This window comes from Brevundimonas sp. SL130 (genome assembly GCF_026625805.1).
Lineage (GTDB): Bacteria > Pseudomonadota > Alphaproteobacteria > Caulobacterales > Caulobacteraceae > Brevundimonas.
Genome location: NZ_CP113064.1, coordinates 521,608 through 547,828, shown reverse-complemented (window position 1 = coordinate 547,828; position 26,221 = coordinate 521,608). Strand labels below are relative to the sequence as shown.

Below are 26,221 nucleotides of genomic sequence, written 5' to 3'. Positions count from 1 at the left end.
GGGCCTATACATCGTTACTTTGTAACAATCGAGACCAATTCCACCTCACAGCCAGTCGGCGAAGGGCTCCCGGTCCAGCATATCCTCATAGGTGGGGCGCGGCCGGATGACGGCCCATTGGTCGCCGTCCACCAGAACCTCGGGCACCAGGGGGCGGCTGTTGTATTCGCTGGACATGACCGCCCCATAGGCGCCGGCCCCAGTGAAGACCACCAGATCCTCGGCCTCCAGCGGCGGCAGGTCGCGGTCGCGGGCGAAGGTGTCGCCGGTCTCGCAGACCGGGCCGACCACGTCGTGGGCGCGGGCGGCGCCGGAGCGCGGATTGACCGGCTTGATGTCGTGGAAAGCGTCGTACAGGGCCGGGCGCATCAGGTCGTTCATCGCTGCGTCCAGCACCAGGAAACGCCGCCCGTCCGAGCGTTCGTTGACCTGGATCACCTGGCTGAGCAGCACCCCGGCGTTGGCGGCCAGCAGCCGGCCGGGCTCGAACGCCGCCTCGACGTCCAGGCCGGACAGAACCCGCGCGGCCATGGCCACATAGTCGGCCGGCGACGGCGGTTCGACCCCGCCCGAATAGGGCACGCCCAGGCCGCCGCCCAGGTCCAGCCGCGTCACCGCATGGCCCTGGGCCCGCAGATCGCGGGTCATCTGGGCCAGAACCGTAAAGGCGGCCTCCAGCGGGGCCAGGTCGGTGATCTGGCTGCCGATATGGCAGGCCAGGCCGACGGGCGTGACATGGGGCGAGGCCGAGGCGCGGGCGTAGAGGGCCATCGCCTCCTCGACCGGCACGCCGAACTTGTCGCCCTTGCCGCCGGTGGTGATCTTGGCGTGACCGCCGGCCCCGATATTGGGGTTGACCCGCACCGCCACGGCCGGCGACGCCTGCATCAGGGCCGAGACCGCGATCAGCCGGTCCAGTTCGGCCCCGGATTCGATATTGATCTGGCGCACGCCGACGCTGATGGCGAAGACCATCTCGACATCCGTCTTGCCGACGCCGGAGAAGATGATCCGGTCGGCGGGGACGCCCGCCGCCAGGGCGCGACGGATCTCGCCCTCGGACACGGTGTCGGCGCCCGAACCCAGCTTGGCCAGGGTCGCCAGCACCGACAGGTTGGAGTTGGCCTTGACCGCGAAGGCGATCAGGGCCTCGCCCAGGGCTTCGCGGTGCGCATCCGCCGCCGCGCGCAGCAGGCCATAGTGCCGCTTCAGCGTCGCGGTGGAATAGACATAGACGGGCGTGCCCACCTCGTCGGCGATGATTTCAAGCGGCACGCCCTCGGCATGGAGGGCGCCGTCCTTCAGGTCGAAATGATGCAAGGGGGCCTAGCGGGGATCGTTCTGGGCGGCGCCGGCGCCGATCGGGTTGTTGGGACCGCCGTCGATCGGCACGCTGCTGGACGGGCGGTTGAGGGTGGCCGGCTCGGGCAGGCCGGGGGCGCGGCTGCTGCGGGTGGCGCGCTCGGTCTCGCGCACCGGCGATTCCAGATCGGCCATACGGCCGCAGCCGGCGGCCGACAGGGCGAGCAGGCCCGCGAGGATCAGGGTCTTCTTCATAGGCGGGCTCTCCAGTCGGCGATGCGCGCGCGGACCTGTTCCGGCGCGGTGCCGCCATAGCTCTGACGGCTCTGGCACGAAGCCTCGGCGGTCAGCACCTTGTAAACCGCTTCCGTGATCCCCGGCTCGAGTTTCTGCATTTCTTCCAAAGGCAGTTGCGACAGGTCCACGCCCATCGCCTCGGCCTGTTTCACCGCCGCCCCCGTTACGTGGTGCGCCTTGCGGAAGGGCAGGTTCAGTTCGCGCACCAGCCAGTCGGCCAAGTCGGTCGCAGTCGAGAAGCCGGCGCCGGCGGCGGCCGCCATCCGTTCGGTATTGGGCCGCAGGGCCGAGACCATGGCGGTCATGGCGACCAGGGCCAGGTCCAGGGCGTCAAACGCCTCGAACACCGGCGGTTTGTCCTCCTGCATGTCCTTGGAATAGGCGAGCGGCAGACCCTTCATCACGGTCGACAGGGCGACCAGCGAGCCCAGGATCCGGCCGGTCTTGGCCCGGACCAGTTCGGCCGCATCGGGATTGCGCTTTTGCGGCATGATCGACGACCCCGTCGTCAGATCGTCCGGCAGGCTGGCGAAGCCGAACATCGGCGTCATCCAGACCACGATCTCTTCGGCCATGCGCGACAGGTGGCCCGCCGTGATCGAGGCGGCGGCCAGGCTTTCCAAGGCGAAGTCGCGGTCCGACACGGCGTCCAGCGAATTGGCCATCGGCCGGTCGAAGCCCAGCTCGGCCGCTGTCATATGACGGTCAATCGGGAAGGGCGAACCGGCCAGGGCGGCGGCGCCCAGGGGGCTTTCGTTCATCCGCGTCCGAGCGTCAGCGAACCGGCCGGCGTCGCGGCCGAACATCTCGACATAGGCCATCAGATGGTGGCCCAGGGTGACGGGCTGGGCGGTCTGCAAATGGGTGAAACCGGGCATCAGGTCGCCGGCGTGCTGTTCGGCCCGATCCAACAGGGCGGCCTGGAGGGCCTTGAGTTGGGCGATGGTGCGGTCGGCGGCGTCGCGAACCCACAGACGGAAATCGACCGCGACCTGGTCGTTACGGCTGCGGGCGGTGTGCAGCCGGCCCGAGGGTTCGCCGATCAGCTCCGACAGCCGGGCCTCCACATTCATGTGGATGTCCTCGAACTGGTCACGGAACGGGAATGTCCCGCCGACGATCTCAGCCTCGATGGCGTCCAGCCCGCCCAGAATGGCCTCGGCGTCGGCCGGCTGGATGACGCCCTGTTTGGCCAGCATGCGGCAATGGGCGCGCGATCCGGCCAGATCCTGCGCCCACAGACGTTGGTCCACGCCGATGGAGACGTTGATGGCCTGCATGATCTCGGCGGGCCGTGACGAAAAGCGACCGCCCCACATGTCTTGACCTGCGGGCTTTGCCGGGGCCTTAGAAGCACTGGCTTGGGCGGTATCGGAGGCGGCGTCTGTCATGAATGGCTCGAGAAAGGCGATCTGGGCGGTCGTCGGCGCGCTCGTGCTGTTCAGCACGCTTGCCGGCGTCGGCGGCTTGGCGATGTCGCTATACGCCAATCATAGGCAGAAGGCGCAACCCCAGACGACGCCTGTTGCGAAAAGCGATCTGGCCCGGTTCGCCGTCGGCCCCCTGGCGTCGCTGGAGACGCCGACCGATCTGAAGACCGCGCCGGAATACATGTTCCGCGACCGCAACGGCACGGCGGTGCGGTTCTCGACCTTCGAGGGCAAGGTGGTGGTGGTCAATCTGTGGGCCATGTGGTGCGCCCCGTGCCGGACCGAAATGCCGACCCTGGCGGCCCTGGCCAAGTCCTATCAGGCGAACGAGGACCTGATCGTCCTGCCGATCAACGTCGACGCCTCGGCCGACGCCCTGGCCGACGCCAAGAGCTTCATCGACGTGCATGAACCTCTGCCGCTGTATAGCGACCTGAAATTCCAGCTGCCGTTCGAGTTTCCGGGCAAGGGCAAGATGCCCCAGACCATCTTCCTGGATCGCGAAGGCCGGATCCGCGCGACCTTCTCGGGCGAGGCCGACTGGAACAGCCCCGAGGCCCACGCCCTGATCGACGCCCTGCTGGCGGAAGGCGCGCCCGTCGCCGGGACTACGCCCGCCGTCTGATCGGGGCTCAGTTTTCGGCCGGCACGCGCTGGTCGGTGTTCGGGTTCACGGCGCCGGGTTTGCCCTCGGCGGCGGCCTCGGCCTGATTTTCCTCCAGCTCGTCGGCGACATTGCCGGCGCCGGTCTCGACCGCCCGCGCGGCCTTCATGGCGCCGGATTCGATCACTTCGCCGGCCTGGGCAGCCGCATCAGCCGTATTGTCGGCGGCCGCCTCGGCATGGGCCTCGGTGTTTTCCTGCTCAGCCTCGGTGCAAGCAGCGGCACCCAGCGACAAGACGGCGGCGGCGGCGGCCAGCAGGGCCTTCGTACAGATGGTCATGAGATTTCTCCGGTCAGGGCTTTTAAATTACGCGTAAATAACGCGACCTCTGGCGTGCAGTTGCACCAGCGCCCCCTATGCCTACCGAGCTTAGGTTCCTCCCGATAATTTGAAGGAGCTTCGGTTGCGACTGCCCAGCGCTCATGCATGACTAATGGAGGGGATTGGGCTCCCGCTCGGAGGACAGCATGATCAAGAAAATCATCATCACCGCAGCCTTCGTCGGCTCTATGCTTGTGAGTGTGCCGAACGCAAACGCCGCCAGCTACAGTGAGTGCGTCATGAAGTATCAGCTAAGCGTAGCGGGCTGTGGCGGATACGGACCGTGTGAGGCTGCTGCCGACGCCGCATTGCTGAGATGCATCGAAGGACTAGTAGACACTATAGAGTAATATTCCCACAGCTGAATAAGTCCGCCCCTTGGGGGCGGACTTATTCATAGCGAGACGCAACAAATTCACCCGCATATCGCCGAACCGCCCAACAAAGCAGCGTCAAACATTACGAAGCGCGTATTCCAAAAAGAATGCCACGTGAATGGAAGATGCAATATCTTCACTACCGCTGGAGTGGTGACTGGAGGCGGGATCGAACCGCCGACCTGTGGGTTATGAATCCACCGCTCTAACCATCTGAGCTACCCAGTCGCATCCCGTCTCCGGGCGTCCGCGAGGCTTGGGGCCAGCGCGAAAGAGGCGTGCCTATATCGCCGTCGGGCGCGCGGTTCAAGTCGTCTCTACAGAGATCGTGCGGCGATGCGGCGCATGACAGGGTTTCGCGGGAAGGCTAACCCTGACGCTTCTGTTCAGACGGAACGCCCAGACCCGACCGGAGTCACCCCCATGCGCCTGATCATCCTCGCCGCCTCGACCTCCCTGCTCGTCCTCGCCGCAGCCTGCGGCGCCAGCGGCGAGAGCGCCCCGGCGTCCGGCCAGACAGGAGGCCAGGCGGGCGCGCCGCTGGAGACCCGACCGGCCAACAATCCCGATCAGAAGCCCGCCTTCGCCGGACAGACCCGGGCGCCGGGCGTGAAGACCGACGTCGCATTGAACCACAGCGTCGTCGCCTCCGGCCTCGTCCATCCCTGGGGACTGGCCCTGATGCCCGACGGCCGCTGGCTGGTGACGGAAAAGCCCGGCCGGCTGCGGATCATCACGGCCCAGGGACAGATCAGCGAACCGGTTCAGGGCTTGCCGCCGGTCGATGCGCGCGGCCAGGGCGGCCTGCTGGACGTCGTCACAAGTCCTGGCTTCGGCCAGGACCGTCTGATCTATTGGAGCTATTCGGAGCCCCGTGACGGCGGCAACGCCACCTCGGTCGCCCGCGGCCGCCTGTCCGACGACGGGGCGCGGGTGGAGAACGTCCAGGTCATCTTCCGCGCCCTGCCCGTCTATGACGGCGACAAGCATTTCGGCTCGGCCCTGGCCTTTGCGCCGGACGGCAAGCTGTTCATTACCCTGGGCGAACGCTCCGACCGGCCGATGCGGCCCCAGGCCCAGGACCTGGGCTCGCACATGGGCAAGACCATCCGCATCAACGCCGACGGCTCGGTTCCCCAGGACAATCCCTTTGTCGGCCGCGCCGGCGCCCTGCCCGAGATCTGGAGCCTGGGTCACCGCAACGCCCAGGGGATCGCGGTACAGCCCGGCACGGGCGCTGTCTGGACCGTCGAACACGGCACGCGCGGCGGCGACGAGGTCAATCTGGACAAGCCGGGCCTGAACTATGGCTGGCCCGACGCGGCCTACGGCGTCGAATATGCGGGCGGCGCGATCAACAGCGGCGCGACGCAGGCGCCGGGCACGGAACAGCCGGTCTACTACTGGGATCCAGTGATCGCGCCGGGCGGGGCGACCTTCTATCAGGGCGCCATGTTCCCCGGCTGGAACGGCGATCTGCTGGTCGCCGGGCTGAGAGAGAAACATATCGCCCGGCTGGTCATCCAGAATGACCGCGTGGTGGGCGAAGAACGTCTGCTGACCGACCTGGGCGAGCGGATCCGCGACGTGGCGGTGGGGCCCGACGGCGCGGTCTGGGCCATCACCGATCAGGATGACGGCAAGCTGGTCAGGCTGGCGGTCGCGCAGTAGTCTGCGGGACGCCGGGGGGCAGGACCGCAAAGCCGAGGCTTTGCGTGAACAGGAGACACCATGCGCAAGATATTCGCCGCCATCCTGATGACTGCACCGCTGATGACCGCCTGCGCCTCGACCGGCCAGACGAACACCTATCAGGAAGACCTCAAGCGGCTTGAGGCCACCTGCACCGAGCGTCAGGGCATCCTGACCCCGACCGGTCTGCAAAGCGGCCGGCCTGAGACCGAATACGCCTGCCGCATCACCGGCGGCGCCAGCCGTATTCCGCCCCGCTGACGCACGGCCCGAGCCGGCCCGACCGTGACGGTCGCGGCCGGCGTCTTTGTGCGCCTTTATAGCTGGCGCGACCTCCGACCCGACCCCATCTGGATTTGTGCGGCCCCGTCGCCGCAGCCGGTCACGCGGCTTATTACTTGACGTTGACGTAAACGTAGGGTTCTTGACGTCCGAGCTTAGACCCGTCCTTCCCCCAAGGTCGCGAGACGTTCGCCCATTCGGCGGACCTTGAGCGCCGGGATCAAAATGGAGACACACGCCCATGGCTGACGCCTATATCTACGACGCCGTCCGCACCCCGCGCGGCAAGGGCAAGAAGGACGGCTCGCTGCACGAGATCACCGGCCTCAGCCTGGCGACCCAGGTTCTGGAGGCCCTGCGCGACCGCAACGACCTGGACACCTCCAAGGTCGACGACGTCATCCTGGGCTGCGTCACCCCCGTGGGCGAACTCGGCGCCGACATCGCCCGCACGGCGGTTCTGTCGGCCGGCTGGTCGCAATATACGGCGGGCGTTCAGGTCAACCGCTTCTGCGCCTCGGGCCTGGAAGCCGTGAACATGGCCACCGCCAAGGTGAAGTCCGGCGAGGCCGACTTCGCCGTCGGCGGCGGAGTCGAGGTCATGAGCCGCGTGCCCATGGGTTCGGACATGGGCGCCTGGCCCACCGATCCGTCGTCGGCCTTCCCCACCTATTTCGTGCCGCAGGGCGTGTCGGCGGACATGATCGCCACCAAATACGGCTTCAGCCGCGACGACGTGGACGCCTATTCGGTCGAGAGCCACAAGCGCGCGGCCCAGGCCTGGGCCGAGGGCCGGTTCAAGAACTCGGTTCTGGCGGTCAAGGACCAGCTGGGCCTGACCATCCTGGACCGCGACGAGACCATTCGTCCGAACACGGACATGCAGACCCTGGGCGGCCTGAACCCCTCCTTCACCATGATGGGTGAAATGGCCTTCGACAGCGTGATCAACCAGCGCTACCCCGAGGTCGAGCGCGTCAACCACGTCCACACCCCCGGCAACTCGTCCGGCATCGTCGACGGTTCGGCCGGCGTGCTGATCGGTTCGCTGGAAGCCGGCAAGGCCCTGGGCCTGAAGCCGCGCGCCAAGATCCTGGGCGGGGCCTCGATCGGCTCGGAGCCGTCGATCATGCTGACCGGCCCGGAATATGTGACCCGCAAACTGCTGGGCAAGCTGGGCATGACGCCCGACGACATCGACGTGTGGGAGCTGAACGAGGCCTTCGCCGCCGTCGTGCTTCGCTACATGCAGGCCCTGAACATCGACCACGCCAAGATGAATGTGAACGGCGGCGGCATCTCGATGGGCCACCCCCTGGGCGCCACCGGCGCCATGATCACCGGCATCGCCCTGGACGAGCTGGAACGCTCGAACAAGTCGACGGCCCTGATCACCCTGTGCATCGGCGGCGGCATGGGCACCGCCACCGTCATCGAACGCGTCTGATCCGGAGCGAATGACTATGGAAAACTTCAAGATCGACATCGACGCGGACGGCATAGCCGTCATCGCCTTCGACGTCCCCGGCCGTTCGATGAACACCCTGACCAGCGCGGTCATGGCCGAGATCCCGGAACTGGTCGAACGGATCAAGACCGACGAGACCATCAAGGGCGCCGTCATCACCTCAGGCAAGGCGTCGGGCTTCTGCGCCGGCGCGGACCTGGGCGACATGGCCGGCGGGGTGCTGTCGGGCGGCGGCGACCTGCAAAAGGCGTTCGACGCCGGCTGGAAGCTGAACGGCGCCTTCCGCGCGCTGGAGACCTGCGGCAAGCCGGTGGCGGCGGCGATCAACGGCCTGGCCCTGGGCGGCGGGCTGGAGTTCACCCTGGCCTGCCACTATCGCGTGGTCGAGAACGACAACAAGATCCAGCTGGGCCTGCCCGAGATCAAGGTCGGCCTCTTCCCCGGCGGCGGCGGCACCCAGCGCCTGACCCGCCTGGTCGGCGTGCAAAACGCCATGATGGCCATGAGCGAGGGCAAGTCCTTCCGTCCGAACGACGCCAAGGGCGCAGGCATCGTCCATGAGGTGGTCGAGAAGGGTCAGTCGGTCGAGGCCGCCAAGACCTGGATCAAGACCAAAGTCGAGTCGGGCGGCAAGGCCGTGCAGCCGTGGGACGACAAGTCGTTCAAACTGCCCGGCGGCGGCCCCTATCACCCGGCCGGCATCCAGAACTTCATGGTCGGCAACGCCATGCTGCGCAAACAGTCCTACGGCAACTATCCGGCCGTGCTGAACCTGATGAAGGCCGTCTACGAGGGAACCCAGGTTCCGATGGACGCGGCCCTGCGCATCGAGACCCGCTATTTCATCAAGACCCTGATGACGCCGCAGGCCCAGGCCATGATCCGCAGCCTGTTCCTATCGAAGCAGGAGCTGGACAAGGGCGCCGTGCGTCCGGCCGATGTGCCCAAGTCGGACCCGAAGAAGGTCTCGGTCCTGGGCGCGGGCATGATGGGCGCGGGCATCGCCTATGTGCAGGTCATGGCCGGCATCGAGACGGTGCTGATCGACCAGACCCAGGAAGCCGCCGACAAGGGCAAGGCCCATGTCGAGGAGCTGCTGAAGAAGCGTCTGTCGCGCGGTCAGATGACGCAGGACAAGTATGACGCCACCCTGGCCCTGGTCACGGCGACGACCGACTATGACCACATCAAGGGGTCTGACCTGGTGGTCGAGGCCGTGTTCGAAAGCCGCGAGATCAAGGCCGACGTCACCAAGCGCGCCGAGGCCCAGCTGGTCGAGGGCGCCGTCTTTGGCTCCAACACCTCGACCCTGCCGATCACCGGCTTGGCCGAGGCCAGCGTCCGGCCCGAAGACTTCATCGGCATCCACTTCTTCTCGCCCGTCGACAAGATGATGCTGGTCGAGATCATCCTGGGCGAAAAGACGGGTCAGGCCGCCATCGCCAAGGCGCTGGACTATGTGCTGAAGATCAAGAAGACCCCGATCGTCGTCAACGACAGCCGCGGCTTCTACACCTCGCGCTGCTTCTCCACCTTCCTGTTGGAAGGCATGGCGATGCTGGAAGAAGGCTACGGCCCGGCCCTGATCGACAATGTCGGCCGCATGACCGGCATGCCGCGCGGCCCGCTGGAGATGCACGACGACGTCGCCCTGGACCTGTCCTACAAGATCGCCAAACAGACGGCGCTGGACCTGGGCGACAAATACGTCCCGTCGGAAGGCGCCGACATCGTCGCCAAGATGGTCGAAGACGGACGCTTCGGCCGCAAGAACGGCAAGGGCTTCTATGACTATGATCAGAAGCCCAAGACGATCTGGAAGGGGCTGAGCGACCTGGCGCCGACCACCAAGGGCATCGACAAGCCCGAGGAGGCGACCGCCTTCGCCCAGATCGACGAGCTGAAGACGCGCCTGCTGTATCGCCAGGCGGTGGAAGTGGCGCGTTGCTGGGAAGAGGGCGTCATCGACGACCCGCGTGAGGCCGACCTGGGCGCCATCCTGGGCTGGGGCTTCGCGCCCTGGACCGGCGGCCCGATCAGCATGATCGACGGCGTCGGCCTGGCCAAGTTCGTCGAGACGGCGGACCGTCTGGCCGCGACCTACGGCGACCGGTTCAAGGTCCCGCAGTTGCTGCGCGACATGGCCGCCAAGAACGAGACCTTCTACGGCAAGTTCGCCCCGGAGAAGGCCGCCGCCTGATCGGCGACGACATCGTCAGACGACGGAACGGGCGGCCTTCGGGTCGCCCGTTTTGGTTTGAGCCGATTGAAAGGCCTGAAACTGGAGATCGGCGTTCGAACGCGCTATATTCGGAATATGGCACACGTGTTTCCAGCCTCATCGCCGTCGAAGACGGTTCGCGATACGCGGTCTGGACGCCTGGTCCAGGTGCACGGTCTCGGCGCGCTGCAGGGGAAGCTTGCCCTACGACCCGAGGTGGACCTGACCAAGCCCATCTTCGAACAGGTCTCAAAGGCGCGCCCCAAGCCCAGCCGCCTCTCTCACGACTGAGCCCTTTCCATTAGCGCGCTCCTCGATACGCACGTTCTCTACTGGCTGGTTTCAGGCACGACGCCTCTTTCAGACGCCGCCCTCGTCGCCATTGCCGACGCCCAGGCTGAGGATCGTCTCTATGTGTCGCCCGTAACGGCGTGGGAACTCGGCGTCGCCGCGCAAAAGTCGGTCCAGGCGAACCGGCCTGATCTCGGCGTTCTGTCGCCCAAGACCTGGTTTCGAGAGGCCGTCCAGGCCACCGGGGCCCGGATCACCCCCATCCGACAAAGGATCGCCCTGGAGTCCGCCGATGTGGTGACGCGGACGGGGCACAGGGATCCACGGGACTGTTTCCTGATGGCGACGGCGCGGGTCATGCGGATCCCCCTCGTCTCGCGCGACGCCGTCATGCAGAGGATCGCCCGCGTCGATCCTGACTATTTGACCGTCATTGACTGCTGAAGACGGCCGGCCCTCGCGACACGGCCCAAAAAAGACCCGTCCGACACGAGGTCGGACGGGTCGCTCCGCCGCCCCTCGCGGGGTCGGTGGCGGGTCGCTTGGGGCGACGGAGTGTCTAGGAAGGCGAGACGGTCGTCAGCCTTCGAGATCCTGGCCTTCGTCCGGCTCGGGCGTGCCCAGCAGTTCGTCGGCGATCTTGCTGGTCGAAGCCCGCACCGCCTTTTCGATCGAGGCGGCGATGTCGGGGTTCTGTTTCAGGAATTCGCGCACATTCTCGCGGCCCTGGCCGATCCGGGTCGAGTCATAGCTGAACCAGCTGCCCGACTTCTCGATCACCCCGGCCTTGACGCCCAGGTCGATGATTTCGCCCAGTTTGGAGATGCCCTCGCCGTACATGATGTCGAAGATGACCTCGCGGAACGGCGGGGCGACCTTGTTCTTGACCACCTTGACCCGGGTGGTGTTGCCGACCACCTCGTCGCGGTTCTTGATCGCGCCGGTGCGGCGGATATCCAGACGCACCGAGGCGTAGAACTTCAGCGCATTGCCGCCCGTCGTCGTCTCGGGCGAGCCGTACATGACGCCGATCTTGTGGCGGATCTGGTTGATGAACAGGACGATACAGTTCGACTTGGAGATGGAGGCCGTCAGCTTGCGCAGCGCCTGGCTCATCAGACGCGCCTGAAGGCCCGGCAGGCTGTCGCCCATTTCGCCCTCGATCTCGGCGCGCGGCGTCAGGGCGGCGACGGAATCGACGACCACGATGTCCACGGCGCCGGAGCGCACCAGGGTGTCGACGATCTCCAGCGCCTGTTCGCCGGTGTCCGGCTGGGACACCAGCAGATCGTCCAGATTGACGCCCAGCTTCTGGGCATAGCCGGGGTCCAGCGCGTGTTCGGCGTCGACGAAGGCGGCGGTGCCGCCGGCCTTCTGAACCTCGGCCACCGTATGCAGGGCCAGGGTCGTCTTGCCCGAGGACTCAGGACCGAAGACCTCGATCACCCGTCCGCGCGGCAGGCCGCCGATGCCCAGCGCCATATCCAGACCCAGGGACCCGGTGGACACCGAGGGGATCACGTCGGCGACCCCGCCCTTGCCCAGTTTCATCACCGAACCCTTGCCGAAGGCGCGATCGATCTGCGCGATCGCCGCCTCCAGAGCGCGTTGCTTGTCGCCGTCTTCCTTGCCCACCAGTTTCAAAGCCGCCTGTGCCATTGCCTTCGTCTCCCTTGCCATGATTCCCGTCAGAAGCTTGGGAGAGACCCGCCATGGACCCGCCCCCGTTTGTGAGACCGACTATGTGCACGGTTTGTTCTGGTTCACAAGATGTTCTCATCGAGAACAAATGAGAACATCCGAACCTACGTCCGATTCTGACGCATCAAGGAACAGCCACATCGACCGCTGACGCCGGTTCGGCATGGCCGGCCGCCATGGACAGGCCGCAGCCGAGGATCAGCACGGCCGCCGCCAGACCCGCGAGGGTGTGGACGGCGGGATTGGCCGTTCCGGACGCGTCCAGCCTGGCGGGCGCCAAGGGGCGAGCCAGGGCGAGGATCAGCAGGGCGATCAGGCCCAGCGCGCCCGGCTGGTCCATCCCCACGCCGAGAAAGATGAAATGGCCCAATCCCGCCAGCCAGCCGCCGACGACGACCGTGACCACAGCCGCCGGCGCCAGAGCCGCCCACCGCTCCAGCCGCGCGCCGATCACCGCCGCCAGGGCCGCGGCGAAGGCGGCCGCCAAGCCCGTCCAGACGAACAGCAGGGCCGCCTCGGGCGCCACGGCCTGGACCAGAACCCCCAGGGTCAAAACCAGCATGATCGCGCCCAGCCAGCCGCCCCAGGCCGTCTCATCCTCGCCGCCCGGCCACAGGCTCAGCACCACCGCGATTCCGGCCGTGCCCAGCACCACGGGATTGAACCCGCCCATGGCCGTCGCCAGCGCGGCCGCCGCCGCGACAACGCCCGCCAGCAGCCGCCGTCCGATCAGGGCGCGCCCGGCGATCAGAGCGAACATCGCCCCGAGCACGGCCAGCCCCACGCCCGCTTCCATCCACGGCAGGCGACGCAGCATCATGTAGTAGATCTCGGACGAGTCGATCCGCTCGCCGACCGGCCCGGCCAGGACTCGCGCCGCCTGGGCCACGACCACGCCCGCGCTCAGCAGCCACAGCCCGCCGGTGAAGCCCTTCACCCCCTGTCTCCAGGTCAGACCCGTGGCGTGGCGCGCCCCCCAGGCGGCGAAACCGGTCAGCACAAAGGCCAGGCCTAGCAGACCCCAGCCCGCGTCCGGTCCGTGCCGCAGCAGCCCCAGGCCGAAGATGTCGGCATAGACGGCGTTGTGCGTGGCTTTCGGCAGGACCGGCGCCCGCACCAGGGCGTCGGCCGTCTCCAGCGCCTGGGATCCGATATGCTGCACACTGCCCTGATCCAGGGCATCGGGAGTCGAGCCGGGCGAATGATACTGGGCCGGGCGGCCGATGAAGGCCAGATTGACCCCGGCCAGACCCCGGTCGGCGGCGATGGTGAAATCGGTCCCGTTCGGCATCAGCCGATAGACGAAGACAGCCAGGGCGTTGCTGGACGGCCCGCCGTCCGCCCGGCGCGTCGCCCGCGCATACAGATCAATGGTCTGGGCGTTGCCGGGACCGGTCTCGAACATCATGGCCCGACCGCCGCCGCCGCGCGCCTCCAGGTTCACCACCGCCCCGACCCGATGACGCAGCGGATGTTCGCTGAAGAAGGCCCGCGCCCCGTCCAGGTTCAGCTCCTCCCCGTCGGTCAGCAGGATGATCAAGCCCCGCTCGGCCGGCCCCCGCGCCTTGATCGCCCGCACGGCCTCGAGCACCGCCGCCACGCCGCTGGCGTCGTCCGCCGCGCCCGGCGAGCCGGGCACGCTGTCGTAATGGGCCATCATCACCACCAGCGGCAGACTGGGGTTACGGCCCGGCAGGACGCCGACCAGATTGACCACCGACAGACCCTCGACCGTTTCGCCCCGATCCTCGATCCGTTTCACCGCCGCAGGCGACAGGGCGCCGGCCTGAAGTCTGGGCGACAGGCCCAGCTGGGCCATCCGGCCATACAGATAGGTCTGGACCAGGGCGTGATCGGTCGAACCGACCGGGCGGGGCGAGCGCGCCATGACCCGCACATCCGCCATGGCCCGTTCCGCCGAGAAATCCGCAGAACGGGCGCTCGCCGGCGCGGGCCGGGGCGTCTGAGTCGTGATCGCGGCCAGGCCCAGCGCCGCCGCCAGGGCCGTCAACAACAAGGCCAGCCGCATTAGATGCATCCCCCGAGGCGTCATCTCGCCAATAGGGCCGAGCCTGCGCCGTTTCGCAAGTGCGGGATGTCAGGGCAGGCGAACCGCCAGGGCCGCGCGTTCCGCCGCACAGCCGGGGTTGGTCCGCCCGGTCGCGCGTGCGGCCTCAATCTCGGCGCGCGCGGCGACGACCTCGGCCTGGAAGGCGGGGGTGGCCGCGATCTCGGCCATGACGGCCCGACCCAGGGCCTCGCCCGCGGCCACATCGCTGGGATAGTCCATGGCGCAGACCAGGCGACTGACGCCGATCTCATGGCCGATCCGGCGCGCCGGCCCGGCCTGTTGCGGGGAAATCCGGGCCAGGGCCTCGGCATAGACGGTTCCCACCACCGCCGCCGTCGACGGATAGGCCGAACTGCGCCGGGCCTCCGGGGTCAGGGTCTGACAGGCGCGGCGTGCGGGATCCTCGGCCACCGGTCGCGCCCTTTGACCACGCGCACCCGCCAGAGCCGCCGCCGCGCGAGCGTCATGAAAGGCCCGCGCCGCCATCCGATCCAGGGCCGGGGTTTCAGCCGATCCCAGACGGACCCCCAGGGCGCAGTCGAAATGCTGCAGAGCCAGCGGCGGGCGCAGTTCGGCATGGGCGGTGGCCAGCAGCCAGCGATCCGAATCCTCGAGCGCGACGAAACCCGCCGAGGCGGCGTGATCGGTCAGATCCTGAGCCGACCCCGTGACCGGCGTCGAAGGGATCGCCCCGGCCAGCCGCACCAGCGCGTCCGGCGCCAGATAGCCCTGGTCGACGGCGATGAAGATCGGCGAGGGCGAAGGCCGAGCGGCCGGCGCGCAGCCCGTCGAAAGGGTCAGGACCAGAGTCGCCGCGCCCAGGGCGGCGACCGCCTTCAAAGCCCCGCGCTCCAGCTCAGCTGCACCGAGGTTGCGCCGCCTTCGCCCGGCGCCGCCACCACCTGCAGATTGGCGGATCCCGCCTGACCGCCGGCCGCCCCATAGGCGCGGGCGTCGCCCTGGTTCATGCCCATGACCGAAGTCAGGCCCGCTTCCTCGGCGCGGGTGCGATAAAAGGCCACCACATCGTCGGGGGTGGCGGCGGTCGTGAAGGTCACCAACCCGCCTTCGCCGTCCGGTCCCGCAGCGGTCGTCGCGGGCTGGTCCAGGGCGGCGCCGGGATAGAGGGCGGCGTAGGCCGGCGCACCCGGCGCGGCCGGAACGGCGACTGCAGGCTCGGGCGTCGCCGGCGCGTCGGTGACGGCCGGCGCGGTCTTTTCACGCGGGGCGGCGGCAGCGGCCTCAACGGGCGCTTGTTCGGCCTTCGACCGGTCGTCGCAACCGGCAAGGCAAAGGCAAACTAAGGCGGCCGAGGCCGCCGTACGGCGTATCATCGGGGAATCGTCCCTTGGACCCATGGTCAAGTCGCCACCGTGGCGCATGGATGCGGCGGCGGCAAGGCGTGCGTTCAGCGGTCGCGCGGCTCGCCGCCGCTTTTCCAGGCCCGGCCCTCGGCCGCCAAGGCTTCATTGATGACCTCTGAGTCCGGATCGTCGTCCGAGCCGGAGGCTGAACCCCCGCGCAGCGAGCCGGCCCGCGTGTCCGACCCCGAATCGCTTCCGTCCAGGGCCTGGATCAGGGCGTCGGCCTTGTGGCCCAGGTCCGGGCGCTCGCCCATGTCGGCGGCCTCGCGGGCGTCTTCGCAGTCGGTCGGTTCGGGGGAATTGGCGTCGGTCATCGTCCGCTCCTTGTGGTCGAAAGTGAAAGCCGCCGATCCAGTTACGGTTCCCCGCCCCCTTGATCGCGCCCCGCCAGCCCCGATCTAGGGTCCATGATCCCGTTCTCAGTGCTCGACTTGTCTCCCATCGTCGAAGGCGGCGACGCCCGTCGCGCCCTCGACGAGACCCTGGCCCTGGCTCAGGCCGCCGATCGCCTGGGCTATGAACGCTTCTGGCTGGCCGAGCACCACAACATGCCCGGCATCGCCAGCGCGGCGACCGCCGTCGTCATCGGCCATGTGGCGGCGGGGACCCAGCGAATCCGCGTCGGCTCCGGCGGCGTCATGCTGCCCAACCACGCGCCCCTGGTCGTCGCCGAACAGTTCGGCACCCTGGAGACCCTGTTCCCCGGCCGGATCGACGTCGGCCTGGGCCGCGCGCCCGGCACGGACGGCGCCACCGCCCGCGCCCTGCGCCGCTATTTCGAGGGCGCCGACCAGTTCCCGCGCGACGTGGTCGAACTGATCCAGTGGTTCGAGCCGGCGTCCGACAATCAACCCGTTCGCGCCGTCCCGGGCGCCGGTCTGCGCGTGCCGATCTGGCTGTTGGGCTCCAGCCTGTTCAGCGCCCAGTTGGCGGGCCAACTGGGCCTGCCCTACGCCTTCGCCAGCCATTTCGCGCCCGAACTGCTGCTGGAGGCCCTGGCCCTGTATCGCCGCAGCTTCATCCCGTCCGACCGGCTGGCCCAGCCCCACGCCATGGCCGCGATCAATGTCTTCGCCGCCGACACGGACGAGCAAGGCGCGCGCCTGTCCACCTCGATGCAACAGAGTTTCGCGCGTCTCTCGACCGGCAAACCGGGCAAGCTTCCGCCGCCCGTCGACGACATCGCGGCCATCCTGACCCCGCAACAGATCGAGGGGGCGCGCAGCCGCCTGCTTTACTCAGCCGTCGGCGGGCCGGACACCGTACGCAAAAAGCTCTCGGACTTCATCGCCCTGACCGGCGTCGACGAACTGATGATCACCGGCATGGCCTTCGACAACGCCGCCCGTATCCGCAGCCTGGAAATCGTCGCCGAGGTTCGCGGACGGATGGAGACGGCGCAGGCGGCGTGAATCCTTCCCCTCTCCCGCCGGGAGAGGGCTTAAGCGCCCAAGAGCGTCAGCGATCGGTCTTGCGCGACCCGAAGGGCGGCGCGAAGCAGCCAAAGGGTGAGGGGTAAGGTGGTGCGAATTGGCCCACCGGCGGTCCCTCATCCGACCCTGCGGGCCACCTTCTCCGAATGGGAGAAGGAAGTGGGTCAGAGCTCTCCCAGAAACGCCAGCAACAGCCCACTCACCTCATCCGCCCGTTCCTGCTGGATCCAGTGGCCCGCGCCGGGCAGGACCACCGACCGGGTCAGGTTCGGAACCCAGTCCTTCAGCCCCGCCTCGGCCGAACCGGCGTAGTGTCGGACGGGGTCATCCTCGCCGACGATGAACAGGGCCGGCTGGAGAATCTGCTGATCCTGGACGAAGGCCGTCAGCGACCAGTTCAGGTCGATGGCCCGATACCAGTTCAAAGGCCCGTCGAAGCCGCCGGCCGTGAAGGCCTGAACATATTCGGCGAAATGGGCGGGGCTCATCCACGGCGGCAGGTCGGCGCCGTCGTCTATACTGTCCAGCAGGCCGACGCCGCGCGCCATGAAGCCGGTGGCGCGTTTCACGGCCGGGGTGGCGCCGTCATAGGCCCAGAACAGTTTCCTCAACGTCGTCGCCGGATCGGCCTCCAGCGCCAGATGGGCGTCGGCCGCCTGGAACCGACTGATGTAGAGATCGCCCAGGCCCGCCCGTTCGGACAGGATGGCCATGACGGCCGTCGGCGGTCCCTGAGGTCGACGCGGCTGGAACGGCACGGACAGGCCGGCCACCGCCGTGAACAGATCGGGCCTCAACAGGGCGCAATGCCAGGCGACCGGCGCGCCCCAGTCGTGGCCCACGACGACGCAGGTCGACTTGCCGAGCGCCCGCACCAGATCGACCATGTCCCCGACCAGATGCAGGATCGAACAGGCGTCGGCGCCTTTGGGCTTGTCCGTGCCTCCATATCCGCGCATGTCCGGGGCCACGACATGACAGCCCGCCTGGGACAAGGCCTCGACCTGGGCGCGCCAGCTGAGCCCCAGCTCAGGGAAACCATGGATCAACAGGACCAGGGGCGCGTTGGGGTCTTCGAACCCCGCCTCCAGCACCTGTTGGACAAGGCCGTCGGTCTTGATAAGCCGGGTGCGCATTTCAACCTCCCCCTCCCTAGCCAAGGCGGCGTTTCCCGCCGCTCATCGAACAGGACGGACATGACCCGCCTCGTCACCTTTGCAGACGGTACGACCGTTCCCGCCCTGGGCCAAGGCACGTGGGAGATGGGCGACGACCCCGCCTGGCGCGATGAGGAGCAGCAGGCCCTGGCGCGCGGCATCGACCTGGGCCTGACCCTGATCGACACGGCCGAGCTCTATGGCGACGGCCGCTCCGAACGGCTGGTGGGCGAGGTCATCGCCGGGCGCCGCGACGAGGTCTTCCTGGTTTCCAAGGTGCGGCCCGAAAACGCGTCGGAAATGAAGATGATGCTGGCCTGCGAGAAGTCGCTGGAACGGCTGGGGACCGACCGGCTGGACCTGTATCTGCTGCACTGGGAGGGCAATGTCCCACTCGAGGAGACGGTTGAGGCCTTCCGTGAACTGGTCGACGACGGGATGATCGCCCGCTGGGGCGTGTCCAACCTGGATATGCGCACCATGGAGCGGCTGATGGAGATCGAGGGGGCCGAGGACTGCGCCGTCAACCAGCTGCTGTATAATCTGGGCTCGCGCGGGGTGGAGTTCGATCTGCTGCCGTGGATGCAGGCGCGCGACATGCCGATGATGGCCTATTCGCCCCTGGGGCGCGGCGAGTTGCTGGAACAGCCCCTGATCCGCGACATCGCCAACCGCCACAGCGCCGACCCGGCTCAGGTGGCGCTCGCCGCCATCCTGCGCCACGACGGCGTCATCGCCATTCCCAAGGCCGGCTCGGTCGAACACGTCGAGGCCAATGCCGACGCCCTGGAGATCCAATTCGATCTCGAGGACCTGGAACGTCTGGATGAGGCGTTTCCCCCGCCGACGCGCGAGACGCCGCTGGACATCATCTGAGGGCGGTCAAACGGCCGCGCTCGAGGCGCACCCGCATTGACGCTCGTCATCCTAGAGCGTGATTCCTTCACACGGAACCGTATCCTGAGTTGACGAGGTAGTTCGCACATTCGGCGGGGCTGAAGAGGTTGATGATCTCTCCGGCCTTTCGCCACGTGGCTTCAATGGTTCTGGGCTGGGCGTTGCGCATGAGGTGTTTGAGCTTGGCGAAGACCTGTTCGATGGGGTTCAGGTCGGGGGAGTAAGGGGGCAGGAAGATCATGTGTGCGCCTTTGGCCCTGACAGCGGCGCGGGCGGCCTTGCCCTTGTGACTGCCGAGGTTGTCGAGGACGACGACGTCGCCAGGCGACAGGGTCGGCGCCAGTATTTTCTCGATGTAGACGAGGAAGATCGCGCCGTTGATCGGACCATCGATAACCCAGGGCGCGTCGATCCGGTCATGGCGCAGGGCGGCGATGAAGGTCAGGGTTTTCCAGTGACCGAAGGGCGAGTGGCCCTTCAAGCGTCGCCCCCTCGGCCCCCAGCCGCGCAAGGGCGCCATGTTGGTCTTGACCCAGGTCTCGTCCAGGAACACCAGTCGCGACGGGTCGATCCGCCCCTGATGCGCCTTCCAGCGTGCGCGGCGGCGCGCGACGTCAGGCCGGGCCTGCTCCTCAGGCAGCAGTGTTTTTTTGAAGCTCAGTCCTTCAGCGTGCACGAACACCCACACCGCTCGAGGGCCGGTCTTGATCCCGCGCGCGGCAAGTTCGGCCGTCAGTCCTCTGAGCGTGAACGGCCCTGAGGCGATGCGGGTGCGCAGCCATTCGGCGCAGTCTCCTGACAGCGTGCGAGGCTTGTGGCCGCCGACCTGGCCCGGCGCCACCGAACCTGTCTCTCCAACTCGCTTCGTCCACTTGGACACGCAAGACGGACTGATCCGAAGCGCCGCCGCGATCTCCCGGTGTGTCTCGCCCTCCGCCTTACGCGCCAACGCTCGCTCACGAAGATCCATCGAATAAGGAGCCGTCATCCGGGCTGGCCTCCCATCCAGCACGAACGTTGAATCAGATCACCGCAAACTTGGGAATCCCGATTCCGTCAAAGCGAGCCATGCTCTAGAGCTTGTCCTCGGATGACGGATAGCGGGGGACCAGACAGCCCCTATGAAAAAACCCGCCGGGGTCGCCCCCGGCGGGTCTCTCGTCTTCATCAAGCCCCAGACCTCAGTGAACCGTCGGCACGCTGGTCGCGGCAGGGGCGGCGACCGGAACCTCGACCGTGGCTCCGTCCGAGACCGGCGTCACCGGCACCGAGACCGAGGGTCCGGCGTTGGGGAAGTTGTTCTCATCGCGGTTCGGGGCGACGCCCTTCTCCAGCAGATCCTTGATCTCTTCGCCCGACAGGGTCTCGTACTCCAGCAGGGCCTGCGACAGCTTCTCGTGGTGATCGGCCTTGGTCGTCAGGATCTTGCGGGCCTCGTCCCAGCCGGAGGCGACCAGACGACGGACCTCCTCATCGATGGTGCGGGCCGTCTCTTCCGAGACGTTCTGGCTGCGCGCCACCGAGTGGCCCAGGAAGACTTCTTCCTGATTGTCGCCGTAAGCCACCGTGCCCAGCTTCTCGGAGAAGCCCCAGCGTGTGACCATGGCGCGGGCCAGTTTGGTCGCCTGTTCGATGTCCGAAGACGCGCCGGAGGTGATGTTCTCCTTGCCGAAGATCAGCTCCTCGGCCACCCGACCGCCGGCCATGATGGCGATCCGGTCGATCATCTGCTGGTACTTCATCGAATAGCGGTCGCCTTCCGGCAGTTGCATCACCATGCCCAGGGCGCGACCGCGCGGGACGATGGTCGCCTTGTGCACCGGGTCGGCCATCTTGACGTTCATGGCGACGATGGCGTGACCGGCCTCGTGATAGGCGGTCAGGCGCTTTTCTTCCTCGTTCATCGCCATCGAGCGACGCTCCGAGCCCATCAGCACCTTGTCCTTGGCGTCTTCAAAGTCGCGGTGCGTGACCATGCGACGGTCCTTGCGGGCCGCCGTCAGGGCCGCCTCATTGACCAGATTGGCCAGGTCGGCGCCCGAGAAGCCGGGCGTGCCGCGCGCGATGGTCTTGACGTTGACGTCGGCGGCCAGGGGCACGTCCTTCATGTGGACGCGCAGAATACGCTCACGACCCGAGACGTCCGGATTGGGCACCACCACCTGGCGGTCGAAGCGGCCGGGACGCAGCAGGGCCGGGTCCAGCACGTCGGGACGGTTGGTGGCGGCGATCAGGATAATGTTCTCGGAGGCCTCGAACCCGTCCATCTCGACCAGCAGCTGGTTCAGCGTCTGTTCGCGCTCGTCATTGCCGCCGCCCAGGCCGGCGCCGCGATGGCGACCCACGGCGTCGATCTCATCGATGAAGATGATGCAGGGCGCATTCTTCTTGGCCTGTTCGAACATGTCGCGAACCCGCGACGCGCCGACGCCGACGAACATCTCGACGAAGTCCGAACCCGAGATCGAGAAGAAGGGCACGCCGGCTTCACCCGCCACAGCGCGGGCCAGCAGGGTCTTGCCGGTGCCGGGAGGGCCGACCAGCAGGGCGCCCTTGGGGATCTTGCCGCCCAGGCGCTGGAACTTGCCCGGATCCTTCAGGAAGTCGACGACCTCCTGCAGTTCGTCCTTGGCCTCGTCCACGCCGGCGACGTCGTCGAAGGTCTTGCGGCCCTTATGCTCGGTCAGCAGCTTGGCCTTGGACTTGCCGAAGCCCATGGCGCCGCGCGCCCCGCCCTGCATCTGGCGCATGAAGAAGATCCACACCCCGACCAGCAGCGCGATCGGCAGGATGCCCATCAGCAGGCTCATCCAGATCGACTGGCGCGTGGTCTTGGCGTCGACGTTGACGTTGGCCGCCAGCATGTCGTTGACCAGTTGCTCGTTCGGGTAGGGCGTGGTGGCGGTGAAGCGGCCTTCGTTCTTGTAGACGCCGGTCACCTGGTCGCCGCGCACGGTGGCTTCCTTGATATCACCAGCCCGTACCCGCTGCACCAGCTGGGAATAGGTGATGGTTTCAGGGCGGGCGGCGCCGGGCCCCTGGGCCGTCATGCCGGTCATGGCTCCGCCTTGCGAGACGGCGGCATAGGCCGCAAGCAGGGCCAGGATGATGACGCCCGTGATCGCCAGATTACGCAGGTTCATTGAGGTCCTCGGTCGTCCGCCGGCTCCAACTGGACCGACGGTCTGGATTGTCTGTCACGGAAAATAGGCGCTTCCGCCGCGTTACGCTATGGCGTCGCATTCAGATCGTCTTCATGCGTCGTTTCGTCCAGCGCCAGCCTGACCCGTTCAGAGACCAGTTCGCGCCGTTCGATCTGCGGGTCTGCAAGAACCGGTCCCGCTTCTACGTCCCGGATCAGGACCGGAAAGGCGCCACGCGTCCCGACCGGCAGCGCGCCGATTCTAGACCGATCAACGGACGACAGGGCCGACAGACACCCCCGCGCCGGCACGACGGACCAGCCCGGCGTCTGCGCCAGGAAGACGAACCGTCCGTCCCAGACCGCCTCGACGCCGGGCGCCAGACCCACAGGCGCCGACGGGCGGCGCACGAACTCCCCGGCCTCCCGCATCAGGACAACCGTCCCGCCGCTCGCCTCGACCCGCGCCCCGCAAAGGGTCGCCGCAAAATCCTCACCCGCCCCCAGTCTTTGCAACAGGCGCGTCAGCCGATCTCCGCGCGGCGGCGTCGCCCCTCCTCCGACGCAGACCAGGGCAGCCGCCAGAGCCCTGGCCTCCACGTTTCGCGAGACCCGCACGGTCCCGTCGTCCGCCGTCGAAATCCCTCTGAACGGACGGGCGTTTTTCGCACCCGTCGCCTCATCCCCAATCTCGATTCCGGGCCCAATCTCGATTTCGGGCCCAATCTCGACTTCGGGCCCAATCTCGATGTCGGCTGCTGTCCCCGCCAGCGCCAGCCGCGCCCGACTGCGGCCAAAGCGCGGATCGACATTCGCCGGGTCTTCGATCCAGTCCGCCTTTTGATCCGCCAGCCACGCCCGCAAGGTCTCGCGTCGTTCGCCCAGCAAGGGCCGCAACAGCAACAGCCCCCGTCCCTCCGGCCAGGCCGGCGACGGCGACCATTCGCGCACCCGCCCCAGGGTCGCACCCTCGGCCCGCATCAGGTCGGCCTCGGCGACGTCGTCAGCCGTGTGGGCGAACAGAACGACCCGCGCCCCCGCCGCCCGCGCCGCTTCTGCGATCAGACGATGCCGCGCCGACCGCGCGACGGCGGTCAGGCCTGTCGTCGGCTTTTCGCCTGCCCAGACAAGGGGCCGCCAATCGGCGCCCACGGCCCGCGCCGCCTCGCCGGCGAACCGGGTCCAGTCGGGGCTGCGGGGATTAAGTCCATGATCGACCGTCAGCGCCAGCAGAGGCCGTCCACGGTCGCCCGCCCAGGCGGCCGCCAGCCTCAACAAGGCGATCGAATCGCCGCCACCCGAAAGCGCGAGCGCGACGGGGCGGTCGTCATCCCGTCGCAGCCGCCGATCCAGCCCAGCAAAGACCCGGGCCGTCAGACCCGCGTCATCGCCAGCGCCGTCAGGCGTCAGCTGCACCCGTTGGTGGTCTTCATCTGAGCCGCGCGGGCCTTCTGCGGGTCAGAGGCGGCGGGCGCATAACGGCGCGTGAACTCGCCCAGGGCCGCGCAGCCTTGCGTCTTGCGGTCGGTGGCGAACAGGGCGTCGGCCAGTTTCAACGTCGTGTCGGCGGCCCAGCCGATGCGCGGCCAGTCCTTCAAGGCGGCGGCGTAGAAGGGCACGGCCCCCGCCTTGTCGTTCGAGGACACGCGGACGTCGCCCAGCCGCGAATTGGCCTCACGCGCCTGGGGCGTGTCGGGCCAGGTGACGACCAGGGTCTCCAGCGCCCGCGCGCCACGCGGACGGTCACTCCCCATCAAGCGCACAGCCGCCGCCAGATCCTGAACCGCGTCGCCGGTCGGCGAATTGGCTTCGATGGGGGCGTTCAGCTCGGCCGCCGTCTCCAGCTTCTCGATCCGGGCTTCGGCGTCCAGCAGTCGGGTGCGCAGGGCGGCGCTGTCACGCTGGGCCTCGTCCAGTTGAAAGGTCAGCCGCTCGTTGTCGCCGTTGATCCGACGCACCGTGGCCTCCAGATCCCCCAGCCGCTGGTTCATTAGACCGAACTGGCCCTGAAGCGTAACCACCTCGGGATCCGGCTCGACCAGCACGGGCTCGCCCGCAGCATTGCGCTGCGTCAGCGCCCGCTCCAACCGCCGGACATTGCGATCCAGCTGCTCGAGGCGACGTTTGTCCCATTCGATCGGCTGCATGATATTGGGCGCCGCCTGTTGTGCGACAGCGCCCCCGGCGATCAGGACCAGACCGACGGCGGTGGCGGCGAAGGCGCGGGTGCGCAGGAACGAGAGCTTGAGCATCATGGTTCGCTAGGTTCCACCGATTTGGGGCCGCCGCAAGGCGCAGTCAGTGCCCGAGGCCCAGATAGACGATCGACGTGATGAACAGCGCCACCACGATGTTGCAGAAGAACAGCAGCAGGACCGCGCGCCAAAGAGCCGAAAATATCGAAAGGCTGTAGGCCCCCTTCAATTGGGCGAACACATGGAGGGGGATGGCGGCCAGACTGATCGCGACGACAAATCCACCAAACGGACCGTTGATGGTCACGGCCAGAACCATGACCATCAGCAGCAAGGCCATGAAGGTCAGCGAATACAGCACGAACACCCCGTGATCATACAGGGTGGACCCCCTTCGCCACAGGAACAGCAGGGCCAGGAACGGGATCGAGAAGGGCACAAGCAGGAAGGCGAACTTGTACATCGTCTGCTGCAGCTTGTAGATCGCCAGGTCCGGGTTCAGCAGCTTCTTGTTCAGCACCTTGCCCAGGCCGGCGTTGCTTGTGACCTTGCCTTCGGCGGCCATGTCCTTGACCTCGGCCTGCCAGGTGCCGACGCCCAGGCCGTCGCTACGGCCCTCACGCAGCTCGGTCTCCATCCTGTCCAGGGCGGCGCGCCGATTTTCCACCAGTTTCTGCGCACCGGTCAGTGCGCCCTGGGTGACCGAATTATTCTGTTCCGCCAGCTCGGTACGCAACTCCGCCACGGTCTTCTCGGCCTCAACCACCCCGGCCCGCTGTTCGACCACCTGTTCCTGCAGATGGCGCAGCCGCCCCGCCTCGTCCTCGTGCCCGCCCGGATGCGGCATGAAGCTCAGCGCGAAGAACATGACGAAAAGGGTGAACAGGAAGATCGCCAGGGGCGACACATAGCGCGTCCGCTTCCCCTCGACCCATTCCCGCGTCAGTCGCCCCGGATTGAAGGCCAACAACGGCAGGGTCCGCCAGATGCGGGCGTCGAAGTGCATGACGCCGTGAAGCAGCTCTTCGCCCAGGTGCAGCAGGGTGCGGTGCACGTGGGTGGGCTGGCCGCAGTTGGAGCAAAAATTGCCGCTGGTCGGCGCGCCGCAGTCGGAGCAAAGCCCGTGCCCGGCCTCGCCGGCATGGCCGGTCGGCTTTTCGATCGCCCCCGCGACCAATCCCCCGGTGATCACGCCACCGGCCCCTTCAATATCCACGCACCCATCCCCCGGCAGAGCCTGAGCTCACTTAGCGGACGCCGGGGTGAAATGAAAAGAGGCGCCGGTTTTCACCGACGCCTCCATTCGTTCAGTCTGTTGATCGTCTTAGCGCGGCGCGCCCGAGACGATGGCGGTGTGGGCGTTGCGGTTGCGCGCCCAGCTGTCCTCGCTCGATCCCTCGGCGATCGGGCGCTCCTTGCCGTAGCTGATGGTGTCGATACGGCCGGCCGGCACGCCGCGGTTGATCAGATAGGTGCGCACGGCCTCGGCGCGGCGAGCGCCCAAGGCCAGGTTGTAGTCGCGGGTGCCGCGTTCGTCGGCGTTGCCTTCGATGCGGATCGTCACCTGGGGATAGCGCGCCAGCCACTGGGCCTGGGCGTCCAGGCGCGGCATGGCTTCGGGACGGACGTCATAGGAGTCCAGGTCGAAGTAGATGCGGTCGCCGACGTTGACGACGAAGTCCTGTTCCGAGCCCGGCGCGGCGGCGCCCATGTTGCCACCCGAGACCGGGCCGGTCGGCGCGGTCGGATAGGCGGGACCGGTCGGGGCGGTCGGGGTCGTCGGCACGACGCCTTCCACCGGCTTGCGGGCGCAGGCCGCCATGGCGGCGACGGCGCAGCCGACCATGGCCAGGGTAAGGATGCGGGAAGTCTTCATCGGGTCGTCTCCTGAAACAATCGGGTTGAGGACGGCGGC

25 protein-coding genes and 1 tRNA gene are annotated in these 26,221 nt (G+C 67.6%); 9 read left to right on the top strand and 17 right to left on the bottom strand.

The window, feature by feature from the left end; translation table 11 throughout:
* Nucleotides 1-45: 45 nt before the first annotated feature.
* Genes lysA through argH form a run of 3 tightly spaced genes read right to left on the bottom strand, consistent with a single transcriptional unit; the run spans nucleotide 46 to nucleotide 2,918 of the window.
* Nucleotides 46-1,320, bottom strand: a complete 1,275-nt coding sequence (lysA, locus tag OU998_RS02725) for a diaminopimelate decarboxylase (protein WP_267515314.1) — start codon at nucleotides 1,318-1,320, stop codon at nucleotides 46-48.
* Nucleotides 1,321-1,326: 6 nt separating this feature from the next.
* Nucleotides 1,327-1,557, bottom strand: a complete 231-nt coding sequence (locus OU998_RS02720) for a hypothetical protein (RefSeq protein WP_267515313.1) — start codon at nucleotides 1,555-1,557, stop codon at nucleotides 1,327-1,329.
* Complete coding sequence (gene argH, locus OU998_RS02715) at nucleotides 1,554-2,918, bottom strand: argininosuccinate lyase (RefSeq protein WP_420709784.1); 1,365 nt, start codon at nucleotides 2,916-2,918, stop codon at nucleotides 1,554-1,556. Before argH ends, OU998_RS02720 begins: the two co-directional genes overlap by 4 nt.
* A 70-nt stretch (nucleotides 2,919-2,988) precedes the next feature.
* Here argH and OU998_RS02710 point away from each other — a divergent pair, with 70 nt between their 5' ends.
* The gene (locus tag OU998_RS02710; RefSeq protein ID WP_267515311.1) at nucleotides 2,989-3,654 is read left to right on the top strand and encodes a TlpA family protein disulfide reductase; all 666 of its coding nucleotides are present in this window, start codon (nucleotides 2,989-2,991) and stop codon (nucleotides 3,652-3,654) included.
* Nucleotides 3,655-3,661: 7 nt separating this feature from the next.
* Here the strand turns inward: OU998_RS02710 and OU998_RS02705 are convergent, their stop codons facing one another.
* Nucleotides 3,662-3,973 carry a hypothetical protein gene (locus tag OU998_RS02705; RefSeq protein WP_267515310.1) on the bottom strand — a complete coding sequence of 104 codons (312 nt, stop codon included), beginning with the start codon at nucleotides 3,971-3,973 and terminating at the stop codon, nucleotides 3,662-3,664.
* Between the two features lie 188 nt (nucleotides 3,974-4,161).
* On the opposite strand from OU998_RS02705, the gene OU998_RS02700 reads away from it, so the two are divergent.
* Nucleotides 4,162-4,365, top strand: a complete 204-nt coding sequence (locus OU998_RS02700) for a hypothetical protein (RefSeq protein WP_267515309.1) — start codon at nucleotides 4,162-4,164, stop codon at nucleotides 4,363-4,365.
* Between the two features lie 178 nt (nucleotides 4,366-4,543).
* Here the strand turns inward: OU998_RS02700 and OU998_RS02695 are convergent.
* Nucleotides 4,544-4,620 (bottom strand) — tRNA-Met (locus tag OU998_RS02695).
* Nucleotides 4,621-4,815: 195 nt separating this feature from the next.
* Between OU998_RS02695 and OU998_RS02690 the strand changes: the two genes are divergently transcribed.
* The 5 genes from OU998_RS02690 (at nucleotide 4,816) to OU998_RS02670 (ending at nucleotide 10,790) form a co-directional block, all read left to right on the top strand.
* Entirely contained in the window at nucleotides 4,816-6,063 is a 1,248-nt protein-coding gene (locus OU998_RS02690; RefSeq protein ID WP_267515308.1) for a PQQ-dependent sugar dehydrogenase, read from the top strand.
* A gap of 60 nt (nucleotides 6,064-6,123) precedes the next feature.
* Nucleotides 6,124-6,345 carry a hypothetical protein gene (locus OU998_RS02685; protein WP_267515307.1) on the top strand — a complete coding sequence of 74 codons (222 nt, stop codon included), beginning with the start codon at nucleotides 6,124-6,126 and terminating at the stop codon, nucleotides 6,343-6,345.
* A gap of 262 nt (nucleotides 6,346-6,607) precedes the next feature.
* Nucleotides 6,608-7,813: an acetyl-CoA C-acetyltransferase gene (locus tag OU998_RS02680; protein ID WP_267515306.1), complete on the top strand. Its 1,206-nt coding sequence runs from the start codon at nucleotides 6,608-6,610 to the stop codon at nucleotides 7,811-7,813.
* Nucleotides 7,814-7,829: 16 nt separating this feature from the next.
* Nucleotides 7,830-10,034: a 3-hydroxyacyl-CoA dehydrogenase NAD-binding domain-containing protein gene (locus OU998_RS02675; RefSeq protein WP_267516683.1), complete on the top strand. Its 2,205-nt coding sequence runs from the start codon at nucleotides 7,830-7,832 to the stop codon at nucleotides 10,032-10,034.
* A 321-nt stretch (nucleotides 10,035-10,355) separates the two neighbouring features.
* Entirely contained in the window at nucleotides 10,356-10,790 is a 435-nt protein-coding gene (locus tag OU998_RS02670; RefSeq protein WP_267516682.1) for a type II toxin-antitoxin system VapC family toxin, read from the top strand.
* Nucleotides 10,791-10,925: 135 nt separating this feature from the next.
* Here the strand turns inward: OU998_RS02670 and recA are convergent, their stop codons facing one another.
* The 5 genes from recA to OU998_RS02645 all read right to left on the bottom strand — a co-directional run bounded on the left by recA (nucleotide 10,926) and on the right by OU998_RS02645 (nucleotide 15,796).
* Complete coding sequence (gene recA / locus OU998_RS02665) at nucleotides 10,926-12,005, bottom strand: recombinase RecA (protein ID WP_008261712.1); 1,080 nt, start codon at nucleotides 12,003-12,005, stop codon at nucleotides 10,926-10,928.
* Between the two features lie 166 nt (nucleotides 12,006-12,171).
* Complete coding sequence (locus OU998_RS02660; protein ID WP_267515305.1) at nucleotides 12,172-14,076, bottom strand: M20/M25/M40 family metallo-hydrolase; 1,905 nt, start codon at nucleotides 14,074-14,076, stop codon at nucleotides 12,172-12,174.
* 69 nt (nucleotides 14,077-14,145) lie between these two features.
* Nucleotides 14,146-14,958, bottom strand: coding sequence for a PA-phosphatase (locus OU998_RS02655; protein WP_267515304.1), 813 nt, complete (start codon nucleotides 14,956-14,958; stop codon nucleotides 14,146-14,148).
* Nucleotides 14,955-15,452 carry a hypothetical protein gene (locus OU998_RS02650; RefSeq protein ID WP_267515303.1) on the bottom strand — a complete coding sequence of 166 codons (498 nt, stop codon included), beginning with the start codon at nucleotides 15,450-15,452 and terminating at the stop codon, nucleotides 14,955-14,957. Before OU998_RS02650 ends, OU998_RS02655 begins: the two co-directional genes overlap by 4 nt.
* A gap of 74 nt (nucleotides 15,453-15,526) precedes the next feature.
* Nucleotides 15,527-15,796, bottom strand: a complete 270-nt coding sequence (locus OU998_RS02645; protein WP_267515302.1) for a ribonuclease — start codon at nucleotides 15,794-15,796, stop codon at nucleotides 15,527-15,529.
* Between the two features lie 93 nt (nucleotides 15,797-15,889).
* On the opposite strand from OU998_RS02645, the gene OU998_RS02640 reads away from it, so the two are divergent.
* Complete coding sequence (locus OU998_RS02640; protein ID WP_267515301.1) at nucleotides 15,890-16,894, top strand: LLM class flavin-dependent oxidoreductase; 1,005 nt, start codon at nucleotides 15,890-15,892, stop codon at nucleotides 16,892-16,894.
* A 185-nt stretch (nucleotides 16,895-17,079) separates the two neighbouring features.
* On the opposite strand, the gene OU998_RS02635 is transcribed toward OU998_RS02640, so the two are convergent.
* The gene (locus OU998_RS02635; protein WP_267515300.1) at nucleotides 17,080-18,051 is read right to left on the bottom strand and encodes an alpha/beta fold hydrolase; all 972 of its coding nucleotides are present in this window, start codon (nucleotides 18,049-18,051) and stop codon (nucleotides 17,080-17,082) included.
* Between the two features lie 60 nt (nucleotides 18,052-18,111).
* Between OU998_RS02635 and OU998_RS02630 the strand changes: the two genes are divergently transcribed.
* Nucleotides 18,112-18,948 (top strand): aldo/keto reductase, encoded by an 837-nt coding sequence (locus tag OU998_RS02630; protein ID WP_267515299.1) that lies wholly within the window; start codon nucleotides 18,112-18,114, stop codon nucleotides 18,946-18,948.
* A gap of 67 nt (nucleotides 18,949-19,015) precedes the next feature.
* On the opposite strand, the gene OU998_RS02625 is transcribed toward OU998_RS02630, so the two are convergent.
* The 6 genes from OU998_RS02625 to pal all read right to left on the bottom strand — a co-directional run bounded on the left by OU998_RS02625 (nucleotide 19,016) and on the right by pal (nucleotide 26,182).
* Nucleotides 19,016-19,957, bottom strand: coding sequence for an IS630 family transposase (locus OU998_RS02625; RefSeq protein ID WP_267515012.1), 942 nt, complete (start codon nucleotides 19,955-19,957; stop codon nucleotides 19,016-19,018).
* Nucleotides 19,958-20,150: 193 nt separating this feature from the next.
* Complete coding sequence (gene ftsH / locus OU998_RS02620; protein ID WP_267515298.1) at nucleotides 20,151-22,112, bottom strand: ATP-dependent zinc metalloprotease FtsH; 1,962 nt, start codon at nucleotides 22,110-22,112, stop codon at nucleotides 20,151-20,153.
* Between the two features lie 86 nt (nucleotides 22,113-22,198).
* A complete protein-coding gene (tilS, locus tag OU998_RS02615; RefSeq protein ID WP_267515297.1) occupies nucleotides 22,199-23,527 on the bottom strand; it encodes a tRNA lysidine(34) synthetase TilS in 1,329 nt (442 codons plus the stop codon).
* A complete protein-coding gene (locus OU998_RS02610; protein ID WP_267515295.1) occupies nucleotides 23,518-24,366 on the bottom strand; it encodes a tol-pal system protein in 849 nt (282 codons plus the stop codon). The genes tilS and OU998_RS02610 overlap by 10 nt, the downstream gene beginning before the upstream one ends.
* Before the next feature lie 43 nt (nucleotides 24,367-24,409).
* Nucleotides 24,410-25,522 carry a DUF3667 domain-containing protein gene (locus tag OU998_RS02605; RefSeq protein WP_267515294.1) on the bottom strand — a complete coding sequence of 371 codons (1,113 nt, stop codon included), beginning with the start codon at nucleotides 25,520-25,522 and terminating at the stop codon, nucleotides 24,410-24,412.
* 108 nt (nucleotides 25,523-25,630) lie between these two features.
* The gene (gene pal, locus OU998_RS02600) at nucleotides 25,631-26,182 is read right to left on the bottom strand and encodes a peptidoglycan-associated lipoprotein Pal (protein ID WP_267515292.1); all 552 of its coding nucleotides are present in this window, start codon (nucleotides 26,180-26,182) and stop codon (nucleotides 25,631-25,633) included.
* Nucleotides 26,183-26,221 lie beyond the last annotated feature (39 nt).